This is a genomic window from Caballeronia sp. GAWG1-1 (assembly GCF_023631465.1).
Lineage (GTDB): Bacteria > Pseudomonadota > Gammaproteobacteria > Burkholderiales > Burkholderiaceae > Caballeronia.
Map to the genome: position 1 here is coordinate 231,579 of NZ_JALQDB010000011.1, position 20,314 is coordinate 251,892.

A 20,314-nucleotide genomic window follows, 5' to 3' on the forward strand; every position below is an offset into this window, starting at 1 on the left:
CTCGCCAAAGACGCGCGAACGGGAGACATCTTCATGGCTGTGCACTTCACGATCCACGACGGCGTCGCCGTCATCACACTCGACAACCCGCCGGTGAACGGCCTCGGGCACGCGACACGGCTTGGCATCGTGGAAGGCATCGAGCACGCGCGTGACGAAGACAACGTGCGCGCCATCGTCGTGATCGGCGCCGGCAAGGCGTTTTCGGGCGGCGCGGACATCACCGAATTCAATACGCCGAAGGCGACGCAAGAACCGACGCTCAAGAGCATCATCGAAGCAATCGAGGGCAGCGCGAAGCCGGTGATCGCGGCGATTCACGCCGTGGCGATGGGCGGCGGCCTCGAACTCGCGCTCGGCGCGCATTACCGCGTGGCGTCGCCCGGCGCGCAGATCGCGCTGCCCGAAGTGAAGCTCGGCCTCCTGCCCGGCGCGGGCGGCACGCAACGGCTGCCGCGCGTGGTTGGCCTCGAAAGGGCACTTGGCATGATCGTGTCAGGGACGCCGGTATTAGCCGAACGACTCGCGAATACCGCGCTCTTCGACCAAATGATCGAAGGCGACTTGCTCGATGGCGCCGTGCGTTTCGCTCAGCACGTCGCCAAGCGTGACAGCAAGCACCCGCAAGTGCGCGAACGCCCCATCGAACACACGGATGCCGATCGAATCGTCCAGGCCGCGCGCGCGAACGCCATCGCGACGGCGAAGCATTTTCCGGCACCGCACAAGTGCATCGATGCCATCGAAAAAGGCCTGAAAGAAGGCTTCGAACGCGGGCTCGCCTTCGAGCGCGAATGTTTTCTCGCGCTCGTGCAGACACCGGAAAGCCGCGCGCTGCGGCACGCGTTCTTCGCCGAACGCGCGGCGTCCAAGATCGCGGATGTGCCGTCGAACACGCCCGTCAGAAAGATCGAGCGCATTGGCGTGATCGGCGCGGGCACGATGGGCGGCGGCATCGCGATGAACTTCATCAACGCGGGATTTTCCCTCGTGCTGCTCGAAACGAAACAGGACGCACTCGACCGGGGTTTGGCGAACGTGCGCCGCAATTACGAAGCGCAAGTGAAGAAGGGCAAGCTCACGCAAGACGAGGTCGATGAACGCATGGCGCTCGTTCAACCAACGCTCGATTACGCGGACCTCGCGCACGCGGACTTGATCATCGAAGCGGTATTCGAAGACCTGGGCGTGAAGGAACAAGTCTTCCGCCGCCTCGATGAAGTCGCGAAGCCCGGCGCGATTCTCGCATCGAACACATCGACGCTCGATCTCGACAAAATCGCCGCGTTCACGAAACGTCCGGGCGATGTCATCGGCACGCACTTCTTCAGTCCCGCCAACGTGATGAAGCTGCTCGAAGTGGTGCGCGGCGCGAAAACGGACAAGGACGTGCTCGCCTCCGTCATGCAACTCGCGCGGAAGATCAGGAAGACGGCCGTGGTCTCGGGCGTATGCGATGGCTTCATCGGCAACCGCATGGTCGAACAGTACTTGCGGCAGGCGCTTTTCATGCTGGAGGAAGGCGCGCTGCCCGCGCAGATCGATCGCGCAATCGAAGATTTCGGCTTCGCCATGGGGCCGTTTCGCATGAGCGATCTTGCGGGCAACGACATCGGCTGGGCCATTCGCAAGCGCCGTTATGTCGAGCAGCCGGAGCTGCGCTATTCGAAAATCGCGGATCGGCTGTGCGAAGCGGGCCGCTTCGGACAAAAGACCGGTGCGGGATGGTACGACTACGAGCCAGGCAAGCGCGACGCGCTGCCATCACAAGCGGTCGACGACATGATCGTCGCGTATTCGAAGGAAGCAGGCATCGAAAGACGGCGTATCGCGGACGATGAAATCGTCGAGCGGCTCATGCTCGCGCTCGTCAACGAAGGCGCGCGTATTCTCGAAGAGGGCATCGCTTCGAAGGCCTCGGATATCGACATGGTCTATTTGACGGGTTACGGTTTCCCGCTCTGGCGCGGCGGCCCGATGTTCTACGCCGACACCATCGGCCTTGCCGCCGTGGAACGCGCCATGCGCCGCTACGCGCAACAGCCCAACGGCGACGCATGGCAGCCCGCCGCCCGCGTGACGCAACTCGCGGCGGTCAACGGCCGGTTCAACCCTTGAAGATGAGCATGATGAAACCCGTAGAAGACGTTTTACTCGTCGTGGACGTGCAGTACGATTTCATGCCCGGCGGCGCGCTCGCCGTGAAGGAAGGCGATGAGGTGGTGCCCGTCATCAACCGCCTGGCGCGCGCGTTCTCGCATGTCGTTCTGACGCAGGACTGGCATCCGCGCTCGCATGTCTCGTTCGCGGCGAATCACGAAGGACGCGCGCCCTTCGACATGATGACAATGCCTTACGGCGAACAGGTGCTGTGGCCGGTGCATTGCGTGCAGGACACCGAGGGCGCTGCGCTGCATCGCGGCCTGCAACTACCGCACGCGCGGCTCGTGATCCGCAAGGGGCATCACGAACATGTCGACAGCTACTCCGCGTTTCTCGAAGCGGATCGCGTGACACCCACGGGTCTTGCAGGCTATCTGCGCGACGTCGGTGCGAAGCGCGTATGGGTCGCGGGACTGGCGACGGATTATTGCGTTGCGTGGTCCGCGTTGGATGCGCGTCGCGCGGGCTTCGAAGTGAGCGTGATAGAAGACGCGTGCCGCGCGATCGATCTCGAAGGCTCGCTGGATCGAGCGTGGCGCGAAATGCGCGACGCGGGCATCGAACGTATACGCTCCGATTATTTGCTCGCGTGAGCCTCCGAAGCTGCCGGCGAATCTTTGCTACGCTTCAGCCTTCATCGTTTTCTTGACCAGGAGTTGCCGTGTTACGTCACATCGTCATGTGGAAGCTGAAGGAGTCGGCGGAAGGCGCGAGCCGCGCGGAGAATGCGCAGAAGCTCAAGGAGAAGCTCGAAACCTGCCGCAGCATCGTTAAGGGGCAGGGACATTTCGAGGTCGGTACGGCGCAACCGGGTTTCGACTGCACTTACGATGTCGTGCTGGTCTCCGACTTCGACGACAAAGCGGCGCTCGTTGCCTATCAGGTGCATCCGAAGCACGTGGCGCTGAAAGACTTCATTGCCGCGGTGCGCGAAGACCGTCAATGCGTCGACTACGAAGTGTAACGACCATGACCGACAAGCCACATGACGTCGCCATCGAAAGCCCGTTCATCGACTCGCTGGGCGTGGAATTGGTCAAGGCCGCCGACGGCGAAGCGGAAGTGCGGCTCGCGCTCGAAAATGCGCATTTGAACACGTGGGGCATCGCGCACGGCGGCGTCACCATGACCTTGCTCGATTCCGCGCTGGCACTCGCCGCACGCAGTCTCGCGGGCAATGGCATCGGCGTCGTTACCGTCGAGATGAAGGTGAACTTCATGCAGCCAGGGCGCGGTGAATTGCGCGGCATCGGGCGCGTGCTGCATCGCTCCACCACCATGGCGTATTGCGAAGGCGAAGTGCGCGACAGCGAAGGGCATTTCGTCGCCAAGGCGCTAGGCACGTTCAAATACATGCGCAGGCTCGCAGTGGGCCGCGATATCGTGAAACAGAAAATGCGTTCCGATCCCAAGGCCACGCCGGGACCCAGCGACGCTTGATTCATTCCGAACAGGAGGATTCGCAATGGCAGACGCTCAGAAGAATCGCCAGGTATTGCTGGTATCGCGACCGGAAGGCGAGGCATCGACCGACAATTTTAGGCTCGTCGAAACACCGCTTTTGCCGCTGCGGGAAGGCGAGCTGCGCGTGCGCAATCACTATCTGTCGCTCGATCCGTACATGCGCGGGCGCATGAGCGATGCCAAGTCATACGCCGCGCCGCAGGCGTTGAACGAAGTGATGATCGGCGGCACGGTCGGTGAAGTGGTCGAGTCGCGCAATCCGAAGTTCAAGGTCGGCGACAACGTGGTCGGCATGTACGGCTGGCAGGAATACGGGACATCGGACGGCACGGGTCTTTATGCCGTCGATACCACGCACGTTCCGCTGTCCGCGTATCTCGGTCCGGTCGGCATGCCGGGCGTGACGGCCTGGTATGGCCTGAATCGCATCATCGAACCGAAGGCTGGCGATACGGTCGCCGTGAGCGCGGCAAGCGGCGCGGTCGGCAGCGTGGTCGGGCAACTGGCGAAGGCGGCGGGCTGCCGCGTGATCGGCATTGCGGGCGGCGCCGAGAAGTGCCGCTATGTCGTCGAGACGCTGGGCTTCGACGCATGCATCGACTACAAGGCGGGCCATTTGTACGACGAGCTGAAAGCCGCGGCGCCGGATGACATCGACGGCTATTTCGAAAACGTCGGCGGCGAAGTGCTCGATGCCGTGTTGCCGCGCATGAACGCACACGGGCGCATTGCGTTGTGCGGCATGATCTCGGGCTACGACGGCAAGCCATTGCCGCTGCAGGCGCCGCGCATTCTGCTCACGCAGCGTCTGAAGCTGCAGGGTTTCATCGTGAGCGAGCACATGGAACTCTGGCCGCAAGCGTTGAAGGAACTCGGCGAACGCGTCGCGACCAAGAAGCTGATCTACCGCGAGACCATTGCGCAGGGACTGGAAAATGCGCCCGAAGCGTTCCTCGGTCTTTTGCGCGGAAAGAACTTTGGCAAGCAGCTCGTCAAGCTCATCTGACGCGCCGAGTACCACACCACGCGAGAAAGGAGCCCGCTTGGACCGCTTCGAAGGAAAAGTCGCCGTGATCACCGGCGCGGCGAGCGGCTTCGGCCGCGAGTTTGCGCTAAAGGGCGCGGCGCTCGGCATGAAGCTCGTACTCGCCGATATCGACGCCACCGCGCTCGATGCCACCGTGACATCGCTGCGCGAACGAGGCGCCGAGGTGCGCGGCGTGCGAACGGACGTCTCGAATCCCGCGGACGTCGATGCACTCGCTCGCGCCACGCTCGATGCCTTCGGCGGCGCGCATCTGCTCTTCAACAACGCGGGCGTGGGCGCCGGCGGCTTCATCTGGGAGAGCAGCGCGAACGACTGGCAATGGGTCTTCGGCGTCAACGTGATGGGCGTTGCCAACGGCATTCGCGCGTTCACGCCGATCATGCTGGCCCAGAACGAACCGGCGCATATCGTCAACACGGCTTCGGTCGCGGGGCTGCTCGCCGCGCCCGCAATGGGCGTCTATAACGCGTCGAAGCATGCGGTCGTGGCCATGACCGAGACGCTTTATCACGATCTGCGGCTCGCGCGCGCGTCGGTCGGCGTGTCCTTGTTGTGTCCGGCGTTCGTGCCGACCGGTATCGCCGATGCCGAACGCGCGCGGCCCGGCGCGCTCGTCAACGACGAAGAGATGACGGCGTCGCAGAAGCTCGCGGCGCGGCAACTGGCAAAGGCGGTGGAGCACGGCAAGCTATCGGCGCGAGATGTCGCCGAACTGACCTTCGACGCCATCCGCGCGAATCGCTTTTATGTGGTCACGCATCCGAACATCATGCCTTCGGTGCAGCTGCGGCTGGACGACATCGCGCAGCTGCGCGACCCGAGCGATCCCATGTCGCTCAAGTCGCGTTGACCTCGGCATCGGCATGACAATGCAGCTCAATCCCCAGGTCGCGCAAGTCTTGCAGATGATCGCACGCGCGAGGCGCACGCCTTATCACACGCTCACGCCGCAAGAAGCGCGCGCCGCCTATGCGATGAGCGCGCCCATTCTCGATGTCGCGCCGTTGCCCATGACGCGTGTCGAAGATCTTCCCGTTCCTATGCGCGATGGCGGGTCCATTCGTGTGCGTGCGTATTATCCGATCGAGCCGAATTGGGCGGAGCCGCTTGGCGCGCTCATGTATCTGCATGGCGGCGGCTTTACGGTGGGAAGCATCGAGACGCACGACGCGCTGTGCCGCAAGTTCGCGCACGACGCGGGCTGCGCGGTAATATCGGTCGATTACCGGCTTGCGCCCGAACACAAGTTTCCGGTCGCCGTGAACGATGCCTTCGACGCCTTGCAATGGCTCGCGCGCGAGGCGTCCACGTTGGGGATCGATCCGGCTCGCATCGCGATTGGTGGAGACAGCGCGGGCGGCACGCTCGCGACGGTGTGCTCGGTGCTGGCGCGCGATGCAGGCATCGCCTTGCAATTGCAGATGCTGATTTATCCGGGGACGAGCGCGTGGCAGCGAAGCGAATCGCATGCGCGGCTTGCCGAAGGGTACTTGCTGAGCGCAGAGACGATTCAATGGTTCTTCGAGCAGTACGTGCGCGATGAACGCGACCGGGACGACTGGCGTTTTGCGCCGCTGGATGCGGCGGGCGGGCAGCCGGATTATCGTGGCGTGGCGCCGATGTGGATCGCGGCTGCGGATCATGATCCGCTTTACGATGAAGATATCGCTTACGCGGAGAAGCTTTCAGCGCAGGGCGTATCGGTGGAACTCATGCGGTATGAAGGGATGATTCACGAGTTCTTCAAGATGGGCGGGTTTGTTCGCGACGTGGCGCGGGCGCATGCGGATGCGGTGGCTGCGTTGAGGAAGGCGTTGGGTTGAGGGCTTGATTAGATTCTGAAAAGTACATGGCAGATTTATCGCCATTGCGATTACCTTGATAGTGCTCTTACTGTTGAAACGTGGGTCGCGGCGATCATGCGTCACGCCACCTCAAACCTGAACGCCCGCACAAAATCCCCCGGCCGCACGACCTTGTGCGAACCGTCATCGTCACTGCGTTCCTTGACATGCAGCTCAATACCATGCGTCAGCGGCAACACTTGCAACGCCGTCGTCCCGCGCGTGCCGTATCCATCGGTCTCGATAAACGCCGCCGACAACACGCGTTCACGCTCGATGGAAAGGCCAGTGGATGGCAAGACGTGATCGTCGGCGATACGCGGGTCACGCAAGGTTTCGATCAGCTCGTCGAGCGATGGCCGCTCATCGGCGTGAATCAAATCGCGTAAAGCATCGCGCTGGGCGACGAGCTTCGGCCACGGCGTATTCAGCAAGCTATTCGATAACCCATGCACGCCCGCCTCGAGCAAAACCGGCTCGGCATCGGCGCGATTGCCGTACCAGCCGAGCTCACGTCGTGTGAAATCCCCGCACAGTAAATTGAAGCCGTTGTACCGATGACCTTCCAGGGCAACGCGCTTCAGATACGTCAAAGGCTCGACGCGCTCGCCCGTCAAATATTCGCTGACCAACGCGCCACGCGTGGGCGCATCCGGCCGAATCTCGCTCGGCGCGCGATAGTTCGTCAGCGCGGCAAAGCGCCCGTCGCGCGTTACGCCAAGCCACGTGCCGCCGCCCGTCAAATCCCGGCCCGCGAGCACACCGGGCGCGTCGCTCCACCAATGCATCGGGTCGGTCTCGCGGCGGAAGAACTCGTCGCGATTCGCCGCCAGCGTCAGCAGCGCGCGGCCGTTGGCGAGCGCGGCCTGGGGTTGCCAGTCGAAGACGATCAGGCACATGGCGTTCAGGCGTCGGCAGGAAAGGCGTAGGGCAGCGGCACGAATTCGAGCGCGGGGCCATCGGCGGCGCCGACGTGCACCGAACCGTTATCCAGCGACGCCAGCTTGATCTCGACGAGACAATCCACGCCGCCGCCTTCGGCCGGCGCCACGTTGACAACCATGCCGCAAGGCTGACCGGGATCGGCCGAATGAAACAGCTCGGCGCCCGGCGTGGCCGATTCGCCGTGCGCGAGCGCCGTGCGTCGCTTGATCGTGCCGCGATATTGGCTGCGCGCGACGATCTCCTGTCCCGGATAGCAACCCTTCTTGAAGTTCACCGCGCCCAGCACGTCGAAGTTGACCATCTGCGGGACGAACTGCTCGGTCGTCGCCTGCGTGATGCGCGGCTCGCCCGCGTGGATGTCGAGCCAGTCCCACAGCGCCGGTCCCGCGCGCCGCAACTTCTCGCCGAGCTCGGGCAGTCGTGCTTCGATATCGGCCCTCGGGCCGACCCACAGGAAACGCGGCCGATGCGCCGCATCCGGCACACGAATCAGCGCGCCATGCGGACCTTCCACCTTGACATGCACGCCGTCGGGCAACGCATCGAAGATGCCGGAGAGCGCCGCGCGCACATCGCCCGCAAAGCCGACTGCCGCGAGTTCCGGCGTCGCGTCACTCAGTTTCGCCTTTGCGCGCAGCACGAACATGGACAGACGCTTTTGCACGGGCGTCTGGACGTCGTGCGAGATCAAGAGACGCACGGTATCGGCTGAACGCCACATGAGAAACGAACCCAGCAGGCGTCCCTTCGGCGAGCAATAGCCCGCGAGGCGCGCCGTGGATGCGTCGAGATGCTGGACGTCGTTGGTGACCTGGTTGTGCAGAAACGAAGCGGCATCCTCGCCCTTGATGTCGATCACGCCGAACTGCGTGAGCGTCACGAAAACGCCCGCTGTCTTCACGGCTTCGAAGTCGTCGGCGGGAATGGCGCTTGGAGCGGAACCGGGGGAAAGCTGGGTTTGGGAATTCATGGCGTCAAGTGCGGTCAATCCTGTCAGTCGGTCCGGCCGGTCAAACTGACCGGGGCGCAGGCGGGCAAGTTATTATATTGGTCTTATTCCTAGTGTGTCTGGCATGTCCCTTTTCAAGAAATGCGTCGTGGCGGTGGTGATCGTCGCGGTGCTCGCGGCGGCGCTCGCCGGTGGCGTTTATTACTGGGCCAATCGGCCGATGAACCTCACGCCCGCCGAACTCGACGTCACCATCAAGCCTCATAGCAGCCTGCGCAGCGTCAGCGCCCAATTGATTCGCGGCGGCGTGCCGGTCGAATCGGAGCTTTTCGTGTTGATGACGCGCGTGCTCGGGCTTTCGTCGCAGCTCAAATCCGGCAATTACGCGTTCAAAAGCGGCGTGACACCGTATGAAGTGCTGCAAAAGATCGCGCGCGGCGACGTCAACGAGTACGTGGCCACCGTCATCGAGGGCTGGACGTTGCAAAAAATGCGCGCCGAACTCGACGCCAACCCCGCGCTCGCGCACGACACCGCCGGCATGTCCGACACGGACCTCTTGCGTGCAATCGGCGCGCCCGAGGTGGACAAGGCATCGGCGGAAGGACTGTTTTTCCCGGATACCTATCTTTTCGACAAAGGCACGAGCGACCTCACGGTCTACAAGCGCGCGTACCGGATCATGCAGCAGCGGCTCACCGAAGCCTGGAACACGCGCTCGCCGAATTTGCCTTACAAGACGCCTTACGAGGCGCTCGTCATGGCGTCGATCGTCGAGAAGGAGACGGGGCGCGCAACCGACCGGCCGCTCGTGGCGGCGGTGTTCGCCAACCGGCTGCGGATCGGCATGCCGCTACAGACCGACCCGACCGTCATCTACGGCCTCGGTCCGGCTTACGGCGGGCATCTGAAGAAAAAGGATCTGCAGACCGACACTCCGTACAATACCTACACGCGCATGGGTCTGCCGCCCACGCCGATCGCGCTGCCCGGTGTGGCCGCGCTCACCGCGACGCTCAATCCCGCCGCGAGCAATGCGCTCTATTTCGTGTCGCGCGGCGACGGCAGCAGCATCTTTTCCGACAACCTGGGCGACCACAACAAGGCCGTCGACAAATACATCCGGGGTCAGTGAATGGCGCGGGGCAAGTTCATTACATTCGAGGGTATCGACGGAGCGGGCAAGACCACGCATCTGGAGTGGTTTCGCGAGCGGCTCGCCGAAAAACTCGCCGCGCACGCGCGCTCGGTCGTGATGACGCGCGAGCCGGGCGGCACCCCGCTCGGCGAAACGTTGCGCGGCATTCTGCTGAATCAGCCAATGGACCTCGAAACCGAGGCGCTCCTCATGTTCGCCGCGCGCCGCGAGCATCTCGCGCAGGTCATCGAACCGGCGCTCGCGCATGGCGATTGGGTGCTGTCGGACCGTTTTTCGGATGCCACCTTTGCTTATCAGGGCGGTGGACGCGGTCTGCCGCGCGACAAGCTGGAAGCGCTGGAACGCTGGGTGCAGGGCGGTTTTCAGCCGGACCTTACCGTTCTGTTCGACATTCCGACGGAGACCGCGAGCGAGCGCCGTTCGGCCGCGCGCGCGCCGGACAAGTTCGAGAGCGAATCGGAGGCATTTTTTAAGCGCACGCGCGCCGAATATCTGCGGCGCGCGGCCGAATCGCCGCAGCGGTTTTTTATCGTCGATTCGAGCCGGCCCATCGACGATATCCGCACGCAGCTCGAAGATGTCATCGCGAGCCTTTGATCCACGCTCAAGCAACGCCTAACCCACTGAACCGCCGATGATTTATCCCTGGCAAGCCAACGACTGGCAGCGTCTCCAGCAGCTACGCGCGAACTGGCCGCATGCGCTTTTGCTGCATGGCGAAGCGGGCATCGGCAAGCTGCAATTCGCGCAGTATCTGGCGAAAGGGTTGCTGTGCGAAACGCATCTGCCGAGCGGCGAGCCGTGCGGCACGTGTTCCGCTTGCCTGTGGTTCTCGCAGGGCAATCATCCCGACTACCGCGCGGTGTTGCCCGAGGCGCTTGCGGGGCTTGCGGCGGCAGGCGCGGATTCTTCCGCCGATGCATCCGCCGAGAAAGCCGAGAAAGCCGATGGCGACGAAGGCAAGAAGAGCCGCGCGCCGAGCAAGGAAATCAAGATCGAACAGGTACGCGCGCTGCTTGACTTCTGCAGTCTCGGATCGCATCGCGGCGGCTTGCGTGTCGTGCTGCTTTATCCCGCCGAAGCGCTCAATGTCGCGGCGGCCAACGCGCTCTTGAAAACGCTGGAAGAACCGCCTTCGGGCGTCGTGTTCCTGCTGGTGTCGGCGCGTATCGACCGCTTGTTGCCAACCATCATCAGCCGCTGCCGACACTGGCCGATGAGCGTGCCGCCCTTCGACGAAGCGCGCGCGTGGCTTGCGTCACGAGGTATCGACGATGCCGCCGGGCTTCTCGCGCAAGCGGGCGGCGCGCCGCTCAACGCGCTTGCGCTCGCGAGCGACGAAAACCTCGCGCTGCGCGATTTCACGTTGGCGCAACTTGCGGCCGGCCCGAACTGCGACGCCTTCGCGTGCGGCGAGAACCTGCAGAAACTGCCGGTGCCGCTGGTGCTCGGCTGGCTGCAACGCTGGCTTTACGACGTACTCGCCGAGCGCACGGCAGGCCGCCCGCGCTATTTTCCGGGCGCGGCCAAGGCGCTCGCGCGATGTGCCGCCAGCGCCGACCCGGCCGCGCTTTCGCGCTACATGAAAACCGTCACGCGGCAACGCGCCGTGGAGAATCATCCGTTGAACGCGCGTCTCGTGTTCGAGGAACTCTTCATGGGCTATCGCGGCATCTTCGCCTGAACCTGAACGCAATCACGCCATGAGTCTTCAATACCGCGACGCCACGCTGGACGACCTGCTCGCCATCGTCGCCATCTACAATTCGACGGTCGCCTCGCGCCTCGTCACGGCCGACCTCGATCCGGTTCCGGTCGAAAGCCGCCTTGCCTGGTTTCACGCGCACGGACCGGACAAGCGTCCGCTGTGGGTCGTGGAAGAGGGCGGCGAAGTCATCGCGTGGCTGAGCTTCTCCGATTTCTACGGCCGTCCGGCCTACGCGCGCACGGTCGAAGTGAGCATTTATCTCGACGAACGCGCGCGCGGCAAGGGGCTCGGCAAGCAGTTGTTGCACGAGGCGCTGGAGCGCGCGCCGACGCTTGACGTGGATACCGTGCTGGGCTTCGTCTTCGGACATAACGAGCCGAGCATGAAGCTTTTCGGCAGCTTCGGTTTCGAGTCGTGGGGCACGCTGCCGCGCGTCGCGGTTCTGGACGGCGTCGAGCGCGATCTCGTCATTCTCGGCTTGCGGCTCGGCGCGAGAGCAAAGGAGTAGCGAATGTTCGTCGATTCCCACTGTCACATCAATTTCGAAGGCCTCGCCGACCGGCTGCCCGAAGTGCTCGACAAGATGCGCGAGCAGAAGGTCACCCACGCGCTTTGCGTGTCGGTGGATCTGGAGACGCTGCCGTCGGTGCTCGATATCGCCGAGCGGCACGAGCACATCTTCGCATCGGTTGGCGTGCATCCGGACCACGAAGACGCAACGGAACCGAGCGTCGCGCAACTAGTGGAACTGGCGCGGCATCCCAAAGTCTGCGCAATCGGCGAGACCGGGCTCGACTATTACCGGCTGGAAGGCCGCAGCATCGCCGACATGGAATGGCAGCGCGAGCGCTTTCGCAACCACATTCGCGCGGCGCACGAGACCCGCAAGCCGCTCATCATCCATACGCGTTCGTCGGCGGAAGACACGCTGCGTATCATGGAAGAAGAGCGCGCGAGCGTGCCGGGCGGCGTGATGCATTGCTTCACCGAGACGTGGGAAGTGGCGCAAGCCGCGCTCGCGCAGAACTTTCATATTTCGCTTTCGGGCATCGTCACGTTCAAGAAGGCCGAGGACGTGCACGACGTGGCGCGGCGTGTGCCGCTCGAACGTCTGTTGATCGAGACCGACTCGCCATATCTCGCGCCGGTGCCGTATCGCGGCAAGCCGAATGAACCAGCTTACGTGAGCTATGTCGGACGTCACATCGCGCAGTTGCGCGAAGAGACGGACGAAGCGGTCGCGAAAGCCACCACCGACAACTTCTTCCGGCTGTTCAAGATCCCGCCGGGCGCGCAGGCCGTCTGACCGGCACGCTCGGCGAGAACCACTGTTTCAAAGGCAATCCAAAGGTTCACTATGAATAAATCCCCGATGTCTTCCTCGCGTGAAGCGGGACAAAGCAAGCGCACGAGCACACGTTCGAGCACGCGGCAAATGTTGGTCGGCGTGCTGCTCGCCGCGTGCGCGTTCGCGCAACCCGCGTTGGCCGAGTCCGTGGACGCGCTCATCAAGGACGTCAAGTTCGACGACATCTCCTCGGTCAAGAAGGCGCTTTCGCAAGGCGCGGACCCGAATACCGTCGACAACACGGGCGCACCGCTCATCGTGATCGCCGCGCGCGAGAAGTCGGACAAGGTAGGCCAGGCGCTTGCCGACAATCCCAAGACCGATTTGGAGAAGCAGGACCCGGCCGGTGAAAACGCGATGATGCTCGCCGCGCTCAACGGCGACGCGACTTTCGTGAATCTCCTGATCGCCAAGGATGCCGAAGTGAACAAGAAGGGCTGGTCGCCGCTGCACTACGCGGCAACCAACGGTCATGACGATATCGTGAAGATTCTGCTCGACCATTCGGCCTATATCGATGCCGGCGCGCCGAACGGCACGACGCCGCTCATGATGGCCGCGCGCGGCGGGCATCTGTCCACCTGCAAGCTTTTGCTCGACGAAGGCGCGGACTTGCGCGTGAAGAACCAGCTTGGCATGACGGCTGTGGACTTCGCGAAGAAGTACAACGAGAAGGACGTCGCGGAAGGCCTGCAGGCTCGCCTCGACGCCATGCCGGCGGCCTCGACGGGCGCCGCAAGCAGCACAAACAGTGCAAAATAACGTAACCACGGGGAGCGGGCGGCCAGGCGCGGCCGCCGCGCCCCTTCGAGCCGCCGCTCCACATAAAAGGAAGACCATGCTGCGGAAATTCGTCTTCGCCTGTGTTCTCGCCACGCCCGTCAGCGCGTTCGCATTCACTGGCAGCGATTTGAATCAACTTTGCACCAAGACCGACCCGAACTCCCGTACTGCCTGCGCGGCCTATATCGAAGGCGCCGCGGACGGCGTGTATAACACCATCGAGGCAATTGGCGGAACCTCCGGCCCGCAAGTCGGCCAATACTTTTGCCTGCCCGCCGAAGTCAAGCCGCAACAACTGACCGATGCAGTGCGCAAGTACATCGCGGCCAATCCCGACAAGTCCGGTTTCAATGCGACGACCATGGTGTCGCTCGGACTTGGCAAGGCGTTTCCCTGCAAGGCAGAACGTTGATCGCAAGGCTTCGAGGCGGGCAGCGAATTTGCTTGATGCTCGACGCCGCCCGCCTCTGCACTTGAAGACGTAGAAGCCGACCTGGACGCCGACTAAAGACGCACCCCGGCAGCACGAACCGCGCACGATGCGTCCGACATGGCGCATAGTGGCAAGGCTCGTGCACGCGGCCGCCGTATCCACCTTCCTGCGAGGCTGATCCCGCGACGCTCATGCTTTCTTTCGACCGCTTTCTCGATCTGGCCGAGCGCCCGCTCGGCACCTGGCCCGGCGCGCTGTGCGCCGCCGCCATCGCACTGATCGTCGCCATCGGGGTGCATCGGACCGGTGCGCGCGTCTTGACGCGCGTCGCGCGGCCGTATCCGCTGATGAGCACGGTGTTGCGCTACATCGACGCGCCCGCGCTCGTCCTCGTCATCATGCTCGCGTTCGGCTTCGTGATCTTCGAGGCGCCGGACATGCTGCCGCTCATCGGCGTATTGCGCGATATCGAAACCGTCGCGTTGATCGGCGCGCTCACGTTCCTCGCCGCGCGTTCGGCGAGCGCGGTGGGCGAGGCGATCGTGCAGGCGCATCCGCTCGATACCGACGACAATCTCAACGCGCGCCGCATCCACACGCAGGCGCGCGTGCTGGCGCGCTCGGTCATGGTGGTGATCGTGATCATCGGTTTTGGCGGGGCGCTCATGGCGTTTCCGAGCGTGCGGCAGATCGGCGCGAGCTTGCTGGCTTCCGCCGGTGTGGCGGGTTTGGTCGCGGGTATCGCCGCACGGCCCGTGCTCGGCAATCTGATCGCCGGCTTGCAGATCGCGCTGTCCCAACCCATTCGTCTCGATGACGTCGTCGTGATTCAGGGCGAGTGGGGCCGCGTCGAAGAGATCACGGGTACCTATGTGTCGATCCGCATCTGGGACCAGCGGCGGCTGATCGTGCCGTTGCAATGGTTCATCGAGAATCCGTTCACCAACTGGACACGCAATAGTTCGCAGATCATTGGCACGGTGTTTCTTTTCGTCGATTACCGCATGCCGATCGCGCCGCTGCGCGCGGAACTCGAACGCATTCTGGCGAGCGCGCCGGAGTGGGACGGCCGCGTGCAAGTGCTGCAAGTCACCGATGCCACCGAGCACGCCATGCAATTGCGCGCGCTCGTCAGTTCCTTCGACTCCGCGCTCAATTGGGATTTGCGCTGCCGGGTGCGCGAAGGCTTGCTGAATTTCGTGCAGGCGGCGTATCCGCAGTATCTGCCACGCGCACGGGCCGATCTCTCCACCGACAGCAAGCACGTAGACTTCGCGCCGCCGCTGGAACGGGCCAACACGGCATCGCCCACCACCGCGAATACCGCGGCGGACCCGGTCGCGAGCCGGGGCGAGCGCACGGGTCCCGATCCGCGCGCGAACTCGGCGGCATCGACCGCGCCGGTGGATGCGCTGAAGCGATAGAAGCGACAGAAATCTCAAGCGAAGCACCGCAACCGAATCATCGTAGTCAGCAAACGAAAAAGGAATACTCATGAGCCGTCTCGTCGTCGTATCCAACCGGGTCGCTACCCCGACCGAAACCAAAGGCTCTGCAGGCGGCCTCGCCGTCGGCGTGTTCGGCGCGCTGAAAGACAGCGGCGGCGTGTGGTTCGGCTGGAGCGGGGACGTGGTGAGCGAGACCGTCGCGAACCAGGGGCCGACGCTACAGCAGGACGGCGCGGTGACCTTCGCCACCGTCGGCCTGCCGAAGAAGGACTACGACCAGTACTACCGCGGCTTTTCCAACGCCATGCTGTGGCCGGTTTTCCACTATCGCAACGATCTCGCCGTCTACGATCGTGACGAATACGCGGGGTATCGGCGCGTGAATTCGTGGCTCGCGCACAAACTCATCAAGCTGCTCGAACCGGAAGACGTGATCTGGGTGCACGACTATCACCTGATTCCGTTCGCCGAGGCGTTGCGCAGCGCGGGCGTGACGAATCGCATCGGCTTCTTTTTGCATATTCCGTTTCCGTCGCCGCAAATTCTCTTGAACATTCCGCCTCACGAGGAGCTCGTTAAGTCCCTGTGCTGCTATGACGTCGTGGGCTTTCAGACCGAGGGCGATCAGACCGCGTTCCACGATTACATCGTGCGGCACGCGCACGGCACGGCGACGCCCGACGGACATGTCGAAGCGTTCGGTCGCAAGCTCACGACGGGCGTCTACCGCATCGGCGTGTTTCCGGACGAGATCGCCGAACAGGCCGAGCGCGGCGAAGCGCGTCAGGATGTCATGGACCTCAAGCAGAGTCTGGAAGGGCGCAAGCTCATCATGAGCGTCGATCGGCTCGATTATTCGAAAGGGCTCGTCGAGCGCTTTCGCGCGTTTGAGCATTTTCTGGAGAAGTCGCCGGAATGGCGCGGCAATGTCACGCTCGTGCAGATTGCGCCGCCTACGCGTTCGGACGTGGAGACGTATCAACAGATCCGCCAGAATCTGGAATACGAAGCAGGGCGCATCAACGGGCGCTATTCCGGCCTCGATTACACGCCTATCCGGTATCTGAATCAGCGTTACGACCGGTGGAAGCTGATGTCGCTGTTTCGCGAATCGCAAGTCGGGCTCGTCACGCCCTTGCGCGACGGCATGAATCTCGTCGCCAAGGAATATATCGCCGCGCAGAATCCCGACGATCCGGGCGTGCTCGTGCTGTCGCAATTCGCCGGCGCGGCCGCGGAAATGACGGGCGCGGTGATGGTGAATCCGCATGACATCGTCGGCACCAGCGACGCCATCTCGCGCGCACTCGCCATGCCGCTCGCGGAACGCCGCCAGCGCTACGAAACCAACATGACTTCGCTGCGCAAATACGATCTGGGCGTGTGGCGGGACAATTTCCTTGCCGATCTTCGTGGCAAACCGCGCAAAAAGCCCGCGCCGGCCATGAAAAAGAACCCGTAACCGCCATCCGAAACGATTGTTTCGGACCTGTAACAGAGCGATGAAAGTGAAATAGGCGGCGGTGCTAACGCATGAGCCATCGATAATGACATCACGTGCCAAACCAGCGCGCAAAACGAGCGCGCCGTCGCCTAGGGCAAACCTCGTTATCCAGACCTTACGGCCTACTGTCATACTCGACACACGTTCAGGCGACTTGCCCGAACGTTTAGGGAACTTGGCGCGACCTTTTCGCATGACGCGAGAACGAGCACTGCAGCGCTGACGCCGGCCGGCACGAAGTTCACGGCCGACAGGGAGACGAGAACGATGAGAATTGCCCAGATTGCCCCGTTGACGGAATCGGTGCCGCCCAAGTTGTATGGCGGAACGGAGCGCGTCGTCTCGTATCTGACCGAGGCGCTCGTCGAGCTCGGTCACGAAGTCACGCTTTTCGCCACCGGCGACTCGCAAACCAAGGCGAATCTCGAAGCCGTCTGGCCGCGCGCGTTGCGTCTGGATCCGGCCATTCGCGACCGTATCGCGCCGCACATGCTGCTGCTGGAAATGGTGCGCCGCCGCGCGGAGGACTTCGATGTCCTGCATTTCCACATGGACTACTACTCGTTCTCGCTGTTCAAGCGCCAGGACACGCCGTTTCTCACGACCATGCATGGCCGGCTCGATCTGCCCGAGCAGCAGCCGGTTTTCGATACTTTCAACACCGCGCCGGTGGTGTCCATCTCCGATGCGCAGCGTCATCCGCTACCGCAGGCGAAGTGGGTGACGACGGTCTATCACGCGCTGCCGGAAAAGCTCTACGAACCGCAACCGGTCAAGCAGGAATATCTGGCATTTCTCGGGCGCATTTCACCGGAAAAACGCGTGGATACGGCCATTCGCATTGCCGGGCGTTGTGGCTTGAAGATCAAGATCGCCGCCAAGGTGGACGCGGCGGACCACGAATACTTCGAACGTGAGATCGCGCCGCTTTTCAAGTTGCCGTACGTTGAATATATCGGCGAGATCAACGACAGTCAGAAGGCCGAGTTCTTATCGGGCGCACATGCCTTGCTTTTTCCGATCGACTGGCCGGAGCCATTCGGTCTGGCGATGATCGAATCGATGGCGTGCGGCACGCCCGTCATCGCGTTCAATCGTGGCGCGGTGCCGGAAGTGGTGGACGAGGGCGTCTCGGGGTTCATCGTCGAAGACGAGATCGGCGCGGTCGCGGCCGTGAATCGGCTGCATACGCTGTCGCGCGAAGGCGTGCGCAAGCGTTTCGAGGAGCGCTTCACCGCGCACCGGATGGCGCGGCAGTATATCGATGCGTATCAGTCCGTCGTGCGCGCGCAGAAGCGCTCGCGCTTCAAGCTGATCGATCGCGCGACGACTTAAGTCGGCAACGCGAAAGCACAAAAAAACCGCCGTGTGCCGCGACCATCAGGTCGCGACACACGGCGGTCATGCTTTGTCGACGCCAAAAGCAGCAAAACGCGCGGCCTGGCCGCGCGAGCACGCTTTTACATCTTCAGGCGCGTCACCTTCGTGCCTGCCAGCGATACGTCGGCCATCAAGCCGGCGTTGGTCAGCACGAACGCCTCGACCGGGCTGGTGGCCGTGTTCGTATCCACCGCGCCGTTTGCGCCCATCTTCACGAGTGCCACGGATGCATCCGCACCGGCAGACCAGCCGTCCGAATTGCGGAATTTGTCGAGCGCGTCTTGCGTCATGAACAGGAAGATCAGCGACTTCGACTGCGCGCCTGCCTGCAGGCCGAATGAGCCGGAGGTCGTGCTGTAGTAGCCGACCGTGCCGCCGCCCACGCGCAGTGAACCCTTGCCATATTGCGCGCCGACGATGAAGCCAGCCTGAATGACGGACGGAAACACCAGAATGCCGCGCGACTTGGCGACCAGTTCGCGCGAACCGGCGACGGTCGAATAGAGGCGCTGGATTGCGCTGTCGACGTCCGCGTCGATGGAGCGGCGGTCATCAGCAGTGCCTGCGGCCTTTTCCTGACCCGTGTTGGAATTGGTCGTACAACCCGCCAGCGTGAGGCCGCCAAGTGCCAGCACAGCCGTCGACTTGAGCATGAAGTTTCGTCTTTGCATCGTTGTTCTCCATCGTGGAATTTGGGAAACCCCATTAGATCGGGAGGGTGAGGTTCGCCAAGTTATAGCACAGCACCGTGCAACCACCAGACCCCGCCGGATGACCCGAAAAATTGCTTCGAACCAACCCGCGCGCAGTGCCGCCGCTCCCTTCGGTAACTTTGACTTGGCAAGCTTACTCCCAATCTGTCACTGATATCGTTGTTGCGTAGCTACACGACAAAAACCTTCGTCATGCGATACAGCGCAACGCTCACCCGGAAACCGCTCGATTGGAAAGACCTGACAGCGCGTTTTCGCCCGAACCGTTTCCGTATGGCTTGCATTTATTTCACCGCACGGCCGTCGATGTTACGCCGCGGCCGCTGTCACCAGTAGCAACGACCGTTCCCGAACCGGCTTCAAGGGTGACTCGTCGTTTTTACTTTGGGCGCGGGCGCGGCTGCCGAAGCGTTTTGCTCGCCTGGCGTGCGCCGTAGCAGTCGTCGAATGATGCCGATTACCATGCCGAGCACGAACAAAAATGCAGCAGGAACGACCCAGTAGCCGACGAACGCGTGCCAGAGATAACCCGCGAGCGTGGATTTGCGATGATCGTATTCGTCGAGCGCTTCCTGATGCTTGCCCGCATTGGCGCTGAGGATGTCGGCGGGACAGCCGGCGGCCCGCGCTTCGTCGGGCGCGCCATGACAGCGGGCCGCGGCGCCCGATGCGCGTTGGGCATCGGTCAGTTCCCACGTGGATAGCGACTTTTGCAGATCGACCGTGTTGTAGGCCATTTCGTCGCGTACTTCATTGACCGCGACGATCATCACCGGCACGAGCCAGAAGGTGATCGTGACGAGCCACCGCCTGAACCAGCGGTTCTTGTGTCTCCATGCCATCCATTGCCTCCGTGCGAGGCATGACGCCCCGCTAGACGAGCGGCGGCCGATGGCGTGTTTCTTCGAATATTGGGGGGCCGCCTTCGCGCCATCTTAGGAGAAAAAGACGACGGTGCGAATCATTTGCTTGGGTGCAGTGCAATATCCCCAAGCGGCAAGTGCAATATCCCCAAGCAGCAAGTGGCGAAGGATGGGCGCCGCGCGATGCCGCGCGGCGCATTACGCAATGCCAGCAATCAGCCTTTGTTGCTGAGGCAGCTCTTCATGAACGCCTTGCGGTCGTCGCCCTTCTTGCCGGATGCCTGACCATTGCACGCGGTCATCTTCTCTTGCTGGGTCATGGGCGCCGCGGCGGGCGCCGACGACGACAGACAACTCTTCATGAACGCCTTGCGCTCATCGCCTTTCTTGTCGGCTGCCTGCTTGTTGCAGTCGGTCATCTTCGATTGCTGGCTGTTGGCGGCGAACGCCGGGCTCGCGCTGATCGTGAGGCTGGAAACAGCGATGACTGCTGCAAGGGCGGTGGCTCGAATGATCATGTGACGCTCCCTGATTTGAATGAAGTTTGTTCTTTGGACGACGA

General features: G+C 62.8%; 22 protein-coding genes. 17 read left to right on the top strand and 5 right to left on the bottom strand.

Annotated features, from left to right (window positions below; genetic code table 11):
- Positions 1-33: 33 nt before the first annotated feature.
- The 7 genes from NCT03_RS07525 (at position 34) to NCT03_RS07555 (ending at position 6,498) form a co-directional block, all read left to right on the top strand.
- Positions 34-2,118, top strand: a complete 2,085-nt coding sequence (locus NCT03_RS07525; RefSeq protein WP_250492374.1) for a 3-hydroxyacyl-CoA dehydrogenase NAD-binding domain-containing protein — start codon at positions 34-36, stop codon at positions 2,116-2,118.
- Positions 2,119-2,129: 11 nt separating this feature from the next.
- A complete protein-coding gene (gene pncA / locus NCT03_RS07530; RefSeq protein WP_250492405.1) occupies positions 2,130-2,756 on the top strand; it encodes a bifunctional nicotinamidase/pyrazinamidase in 627 nt (208 codons plus the stop codon).
- Between the two features lie 68 nt (positions 2,757-2,824).
- Positions 2,825-3,127: a Dabb family protein gene (locus tag NCT03_RS07535; RefSeq protein ID WP_244827908.1), complete on the top strand. Its 303-nt coding sequence runs from the start codon at positions 2,825-2,827 to the stop codon at positions 3,125-3,127.
- Positions 3,128-3,132: 5 nt separating this feature from the next.
- Positions 3,133-3,603, top strand: a complete 471-nt coding sequence (locus NCT03_RS07540; protein WP_250464844.1) for a PaaI family thioesterase — start codon at positions 3,133-3,135, stop codon at positions 3,601-3,603.
- A 25-nt stretch (positions 3,604-3,628) separates the two neighbouring features.
- Positions 3,629-4,633, top strand: coding sequence for an NADP-dependent oxidoreductase (locus tag NCT03_RS07545; protein ID WP_250492375.1), 1,005 nt, complete (start codon positions 3,629-3,631; stop codon positions 4,631-4,633).
- Between the two features lie 37 nt (positions 4,634-4,670).
- Positions 4,671-5,525, top strand: coding sequence for an SDR family oxidoreductase (locus NCT03_RS07550; protein WP_250492376.1), 855 nt, complete (start codon positions 4,671-4,673; stop codon positions 5,523-5,525).
- A gap of 19 nt (positions 5,526-5,544) precedes the next feature.
- Complete coding sequence (locus NCT03_RS07555; RefSeq protein ID WP_250492377.1) at positions 5,545-6,498, top strand: alpha/beta hydrolase; 954 nt, start codon at positions 5,545-5,547, stop codon at positions 6,496-6,498.
- 101 nt (positions 6,499-6,599) lie between these two features.
- Here the strand turns inward: NCT03_RS07555 and NCT03_RS07560 are convergent, their stop codons facing one another.
- Together NCT03_RS07560 and ygfZ are read right to left on the bottom strand one after the other, a co-directional pair.
- Positions 6,600-7,418 (bottom strand): NRDE family protein, encoded by an 819-nt coding sequence (locus tag NCT03_RS07560; RefSeq protein ID WP_250492378.1) that lies wholly within the window; start codon positions 7,416-7,418, stop codon positions 6,600-6,602.
- Between the two features lie 5 nt (positions 7,419-7,423).
- Complete coding sequence (gene ygfZ, locus NCT03_RS07565; RefSeq protein ID WP_250492379.1) at positions 7,424-8,434, bottom strand: CAF17-like 4Fe-4S cluster assembly/insertion protein YgfZ; 1,011 nt, start codon at positions 8,432-8,434, stop codon at positions 7,424-7,426.
- Positions 8,435-8,537: 103 nt separating this feature from the next.
- Here ygfZ and mltG point away from each other — a divergent pair, with 103 nt between their 5' ends.
- The 10 genes from mltG (at position 8,538) to NCT03_RS07615 (ending at position 18,131) form a co-directional block, all read left to right on the top strand.
- Positions 8,538-9,548, top strand: coding sequence for an endolytic transglycosylase MltG (gene mltG, locus NCT03_RS07570; RefSeq protein WP_250464856.1), 1,011 nt, complete (start codon positions 8,538-8,540; stop codon positions 9,546-9,548).
- Positions 9,549-10,169, top strand: a complete 621-nt coding sequence (tmk, locus tag NCT03_RS07575) for a dTMP kinase (RefSeq protein WP_244827898.1) — start codon at positions 9,549-9,551, stop codon at positions 10,167-10,169.
- Between the two features lie 37 nt (positions 10,170-10,206).
- Entirely contained in the window at positions 10,207-11,256 is a 1,050-nt protein-coding gene (locus tag NCT03_RS07580) for a DNA polymerase III subunit delta' (protein WP_250492380.1), read from the top strand.
- Positions 11,257-11,275: 19 nt separating this feature from the next.
- Positions 11,276-11,788, top strand: a complete 513-nt coding sequence (locus tag NCT03_RS07585) for a GNAT family N-acetyltransferase (RefSeq protein ID WP_250492381.1) — start codon at positions 11,276-11,278, stop codon at positions 11,786-11,788.
- A gap of 3 nt (positions 11,789-11,791) precedes the next feature.
- Positions 11,792-12,586 (top strand): TatD family hydrolase, encoded by a 795-nt coding sequence (locus NCT03_RS07590; RefSeq protein ID WP_250492382.1) that lies wholly within the window; start codon positions 11,792-11,794, stop codon positions 12,584-12,586.
- A 129-nt stretch (positions 12,587-12,715) separates the two neighbouring features.
- Positions 12,716-13,390 (top strand): ankyrin repeat domain-containing protein, encoded by a 675-nt coding sequence (locus NCT03_RS07595; RefSeq protein ID WP_244828029.1) that lies wholly within the window; start codon positions 12,716-12,718, stop codon positions 13,388-13,390.
- A gap of 76 nt (positions 13,391-13,466) precedes the next feature.
- A complete protein-coding gene (locus NCT03_RS07600) occupies positions 13,467-13,823 on the top strand; it encodes a Rap1a/Tai family immunity protein (RefSeq protein WP_250492383.1) in 357 nt (118 codons plus the stop codon).
- 212 nt (positions 13,824-14,035) lie between these two features.
- Positions 14,036-15,268: a mechanosensitive ion channel family protein gene (locus NCT03_RS07605; protein ID WP_250492384.1), complete on the top strand. Its 1,233-nt coding sequence runs from the start codon at positions 14,036-14,038 to the stop codon at positions 15,266-15,268.
- Positions 15,269-15,338: 70 nt separating this feature from the next.
- Positions 15,339-16,754 (top strand): alpha,alpha-trehalose-phosphate synthase (UDP-forming), encoded by a 1,416-nt coding sequence (gene otsA / locus NCT03_RS07610; RefSeq protein WP_244827892.1) that lies wholly within the window; start codon positions 15,339-15,341, stop codon positions 16,752-16,754.
- Positions 16,755-17,063: 309 nt separating this feature from the next.
- Entirely contained in the window at positions 17,064-18,131 is a 1,068-nt protein-coding gene (locus tag NCT03_RS07615; RefSeq protein ID WP_244827891.1) for a glycosyltransferase family 4 protein, read from the top strand.
- A gap of 125 nt (positions 18,132-18,256) precedes the next feature.
- Here NCT03_RS07615 and NCT03_RS07620 read toward each other — a convergent pair whose 3' ends face one another.
- The 3 genes from NCT03_RS07620 to NCT03_RS07630 all read right to left on the bottom strand — a co-directional run bounded on the left by NCT03_RS07620 (position 18,257) and on the right by NCT03_RS07630 (position 20,270).
- A complete protein-coding gene (locus NCT03_RS07620) occupies positions 18,257-18,847 on the bottom strand; it encodes a BPSL1445 family SYLF domain-containing lipoprotein (protein WP_244827890.1) in 591 nt (196 codons plus the stop codon).
- 401 nt (positions 18,848-19,248) lie between these two features.
- The gene (locus NCT03_RS07625) at positions 19,249-19,731 is read right to left on the bottom strand and encodes a hypothetical protein (protein ID WP_250492385.1); all 483 of its coding nucleotides are present in this window, start codon (positions 19,729-19,731) and stop codon (positions 19,249-19,251) included.
- A 236-nt stretch (positions 19,732-19,967) separates the two neighbouring features.
- Positions 19,968-20,270, bottom strand: a complete 303-nt coding sequence (locus tag NCT03_RS07630; RefSeq protein WP_244827888.1) for a PsiF family protein — start codon at positions 20,268-20,270, stop codon at positions 19,968-19,970.
- Between the last annotated feature and the right edge of the window lie 44 nt (positions 20,271-20,314).

Coding starts and splice junctions, on each gene's coding strand:
- NCT03_RS07595 (WP_244828029.1), top strand. CDS start 12,716: ATGTTGGTCGGCGTGCTGCTCGCCGCGTGCGCGTTCGCGCAACCCGCG.
- NCT03_RS07540 (WP_250464844.1), top strand. CDS start 3,133: ATGACCGACAAGCCACATGACGTCGCCATCGAAAGCCCGTTCATCGAC.
- NCT03_RS07625 (WP_250492385.1), bottom strand. CDS start 19,731: ATGGCATGGAGACACAAGAACCGCTGGTTCAGGCGGTGGCTCGTCACG.
- NCT03_RS07545 (WP_250492375.1), top strand. CDS start 3,629: ATGGCAGACGCTCAGAAGAATCGCCAGGTATTGCTGGTATCGCGACCG.
- NCT03_RS07615 (WP_244827891.1), top strand. CDS start 17,064: ATGAGAATTGCCCAGATTGCCCCGTTGACGGAATCGGTGCCGCCCAAG.
- NCT03_RS07630 (WP_244827888.1), bottom strand. CDS start 20,270: ATGATCATTCGAGCCACCGCCCTTGCAGCAGTCATCGCTGTTTCCAGC.
- tmk (WP_244827898.1), top strand. CDS start 9,549: ATGGCGCGGGGCAAGTTCATTACATTCGAGGGTATCGACGGAGCGGGC.
- NCT03_RS07600 (WP_250492383.1), top strand. CDS start 13,467: ATGCTGCGGAAATTCGTCTTCGCCTGTGTTCTCGCCACGCCCGTCAGC.
- ygfZ (WP_250492379.1), bottom strand. CDS start 8,434: ATGAATTCCCAAACCCAGCTTTCCCCCGGTTCCGCTCCAAGCGCCATT.
- NCT03_RS07580 (WP_250492380.1), top strand. CDS start 10,207: ATGATTTATCCCTGGCAAGCCAACGACTGGCAGCGTCTCCAGCAGCTA.
- pncA (WP_250492405.1), top strand. CDS start 2,130: ATGAAACCCGTAGAAGACGTTTTACTCGTCGTGGACGTGCAGTACGAT.
- otsA (WP_244827892.1), top strand. CDS start 15,339: ATGAGCCGTCTCGTCGTCGTATCCAACCGGGTCGCTACCCCGACCGAA.
- mltG (WP_250464856.1), top strand. CDS start 8,538: ATGTCCCTTTTCAAGAAATGCGTCGTGGCGGTGGTGATCGTCGCGGTG.
- NCT03_RS07555 (WP_250492377.1), top strand. CDS start 5,545: ATGCAGCTCAATCCCCAGGTCGCGCAAGTCTTGCAGATGATCGCACGC.
- NCT03_RS07525 (WP_250492374.1), top strand. CDS start 34: ATGGCTGTGCACTTCACGATCCACGACGGCGTCGCCGTCATCACACTC.
- NCT03_RS07605 (WP_250492384.1), top strand. CDS start 14,036: ATGCTTTCTTTCGACCGCTTTCTCGATCTGGCCGAGCGCCCGCTCGGC.
- NCT03_RS07590 (WP_250492382.1), top strand. CDS start 11,792: ATGTTCGTCGATTCCCACTGTCACATCAATTTCGAAGGCCTCGCCGAC.
- NCT03_RS07620 (WP_244827890.1), bottom strand. CDS start 18,847: ATGCAAAGACGAAACTTCATGCTCAAGTCGACGGCTGTGCTGGCACTT.
- NCT03_RS07560 (WP_250492378.1), bottom strand. CDS start 7,418: ATGTGCCTGATCGTCTTCGACTGGCAACCCCAGGCCGCGCTCGCCAAC.
- NCT03_RS07585 (WP_250492381.1), top strand. CDS start 11,276: ATGAGTCTTCAATACCGCGACGCCACGCTGGACGACCTGCTCGCCATC.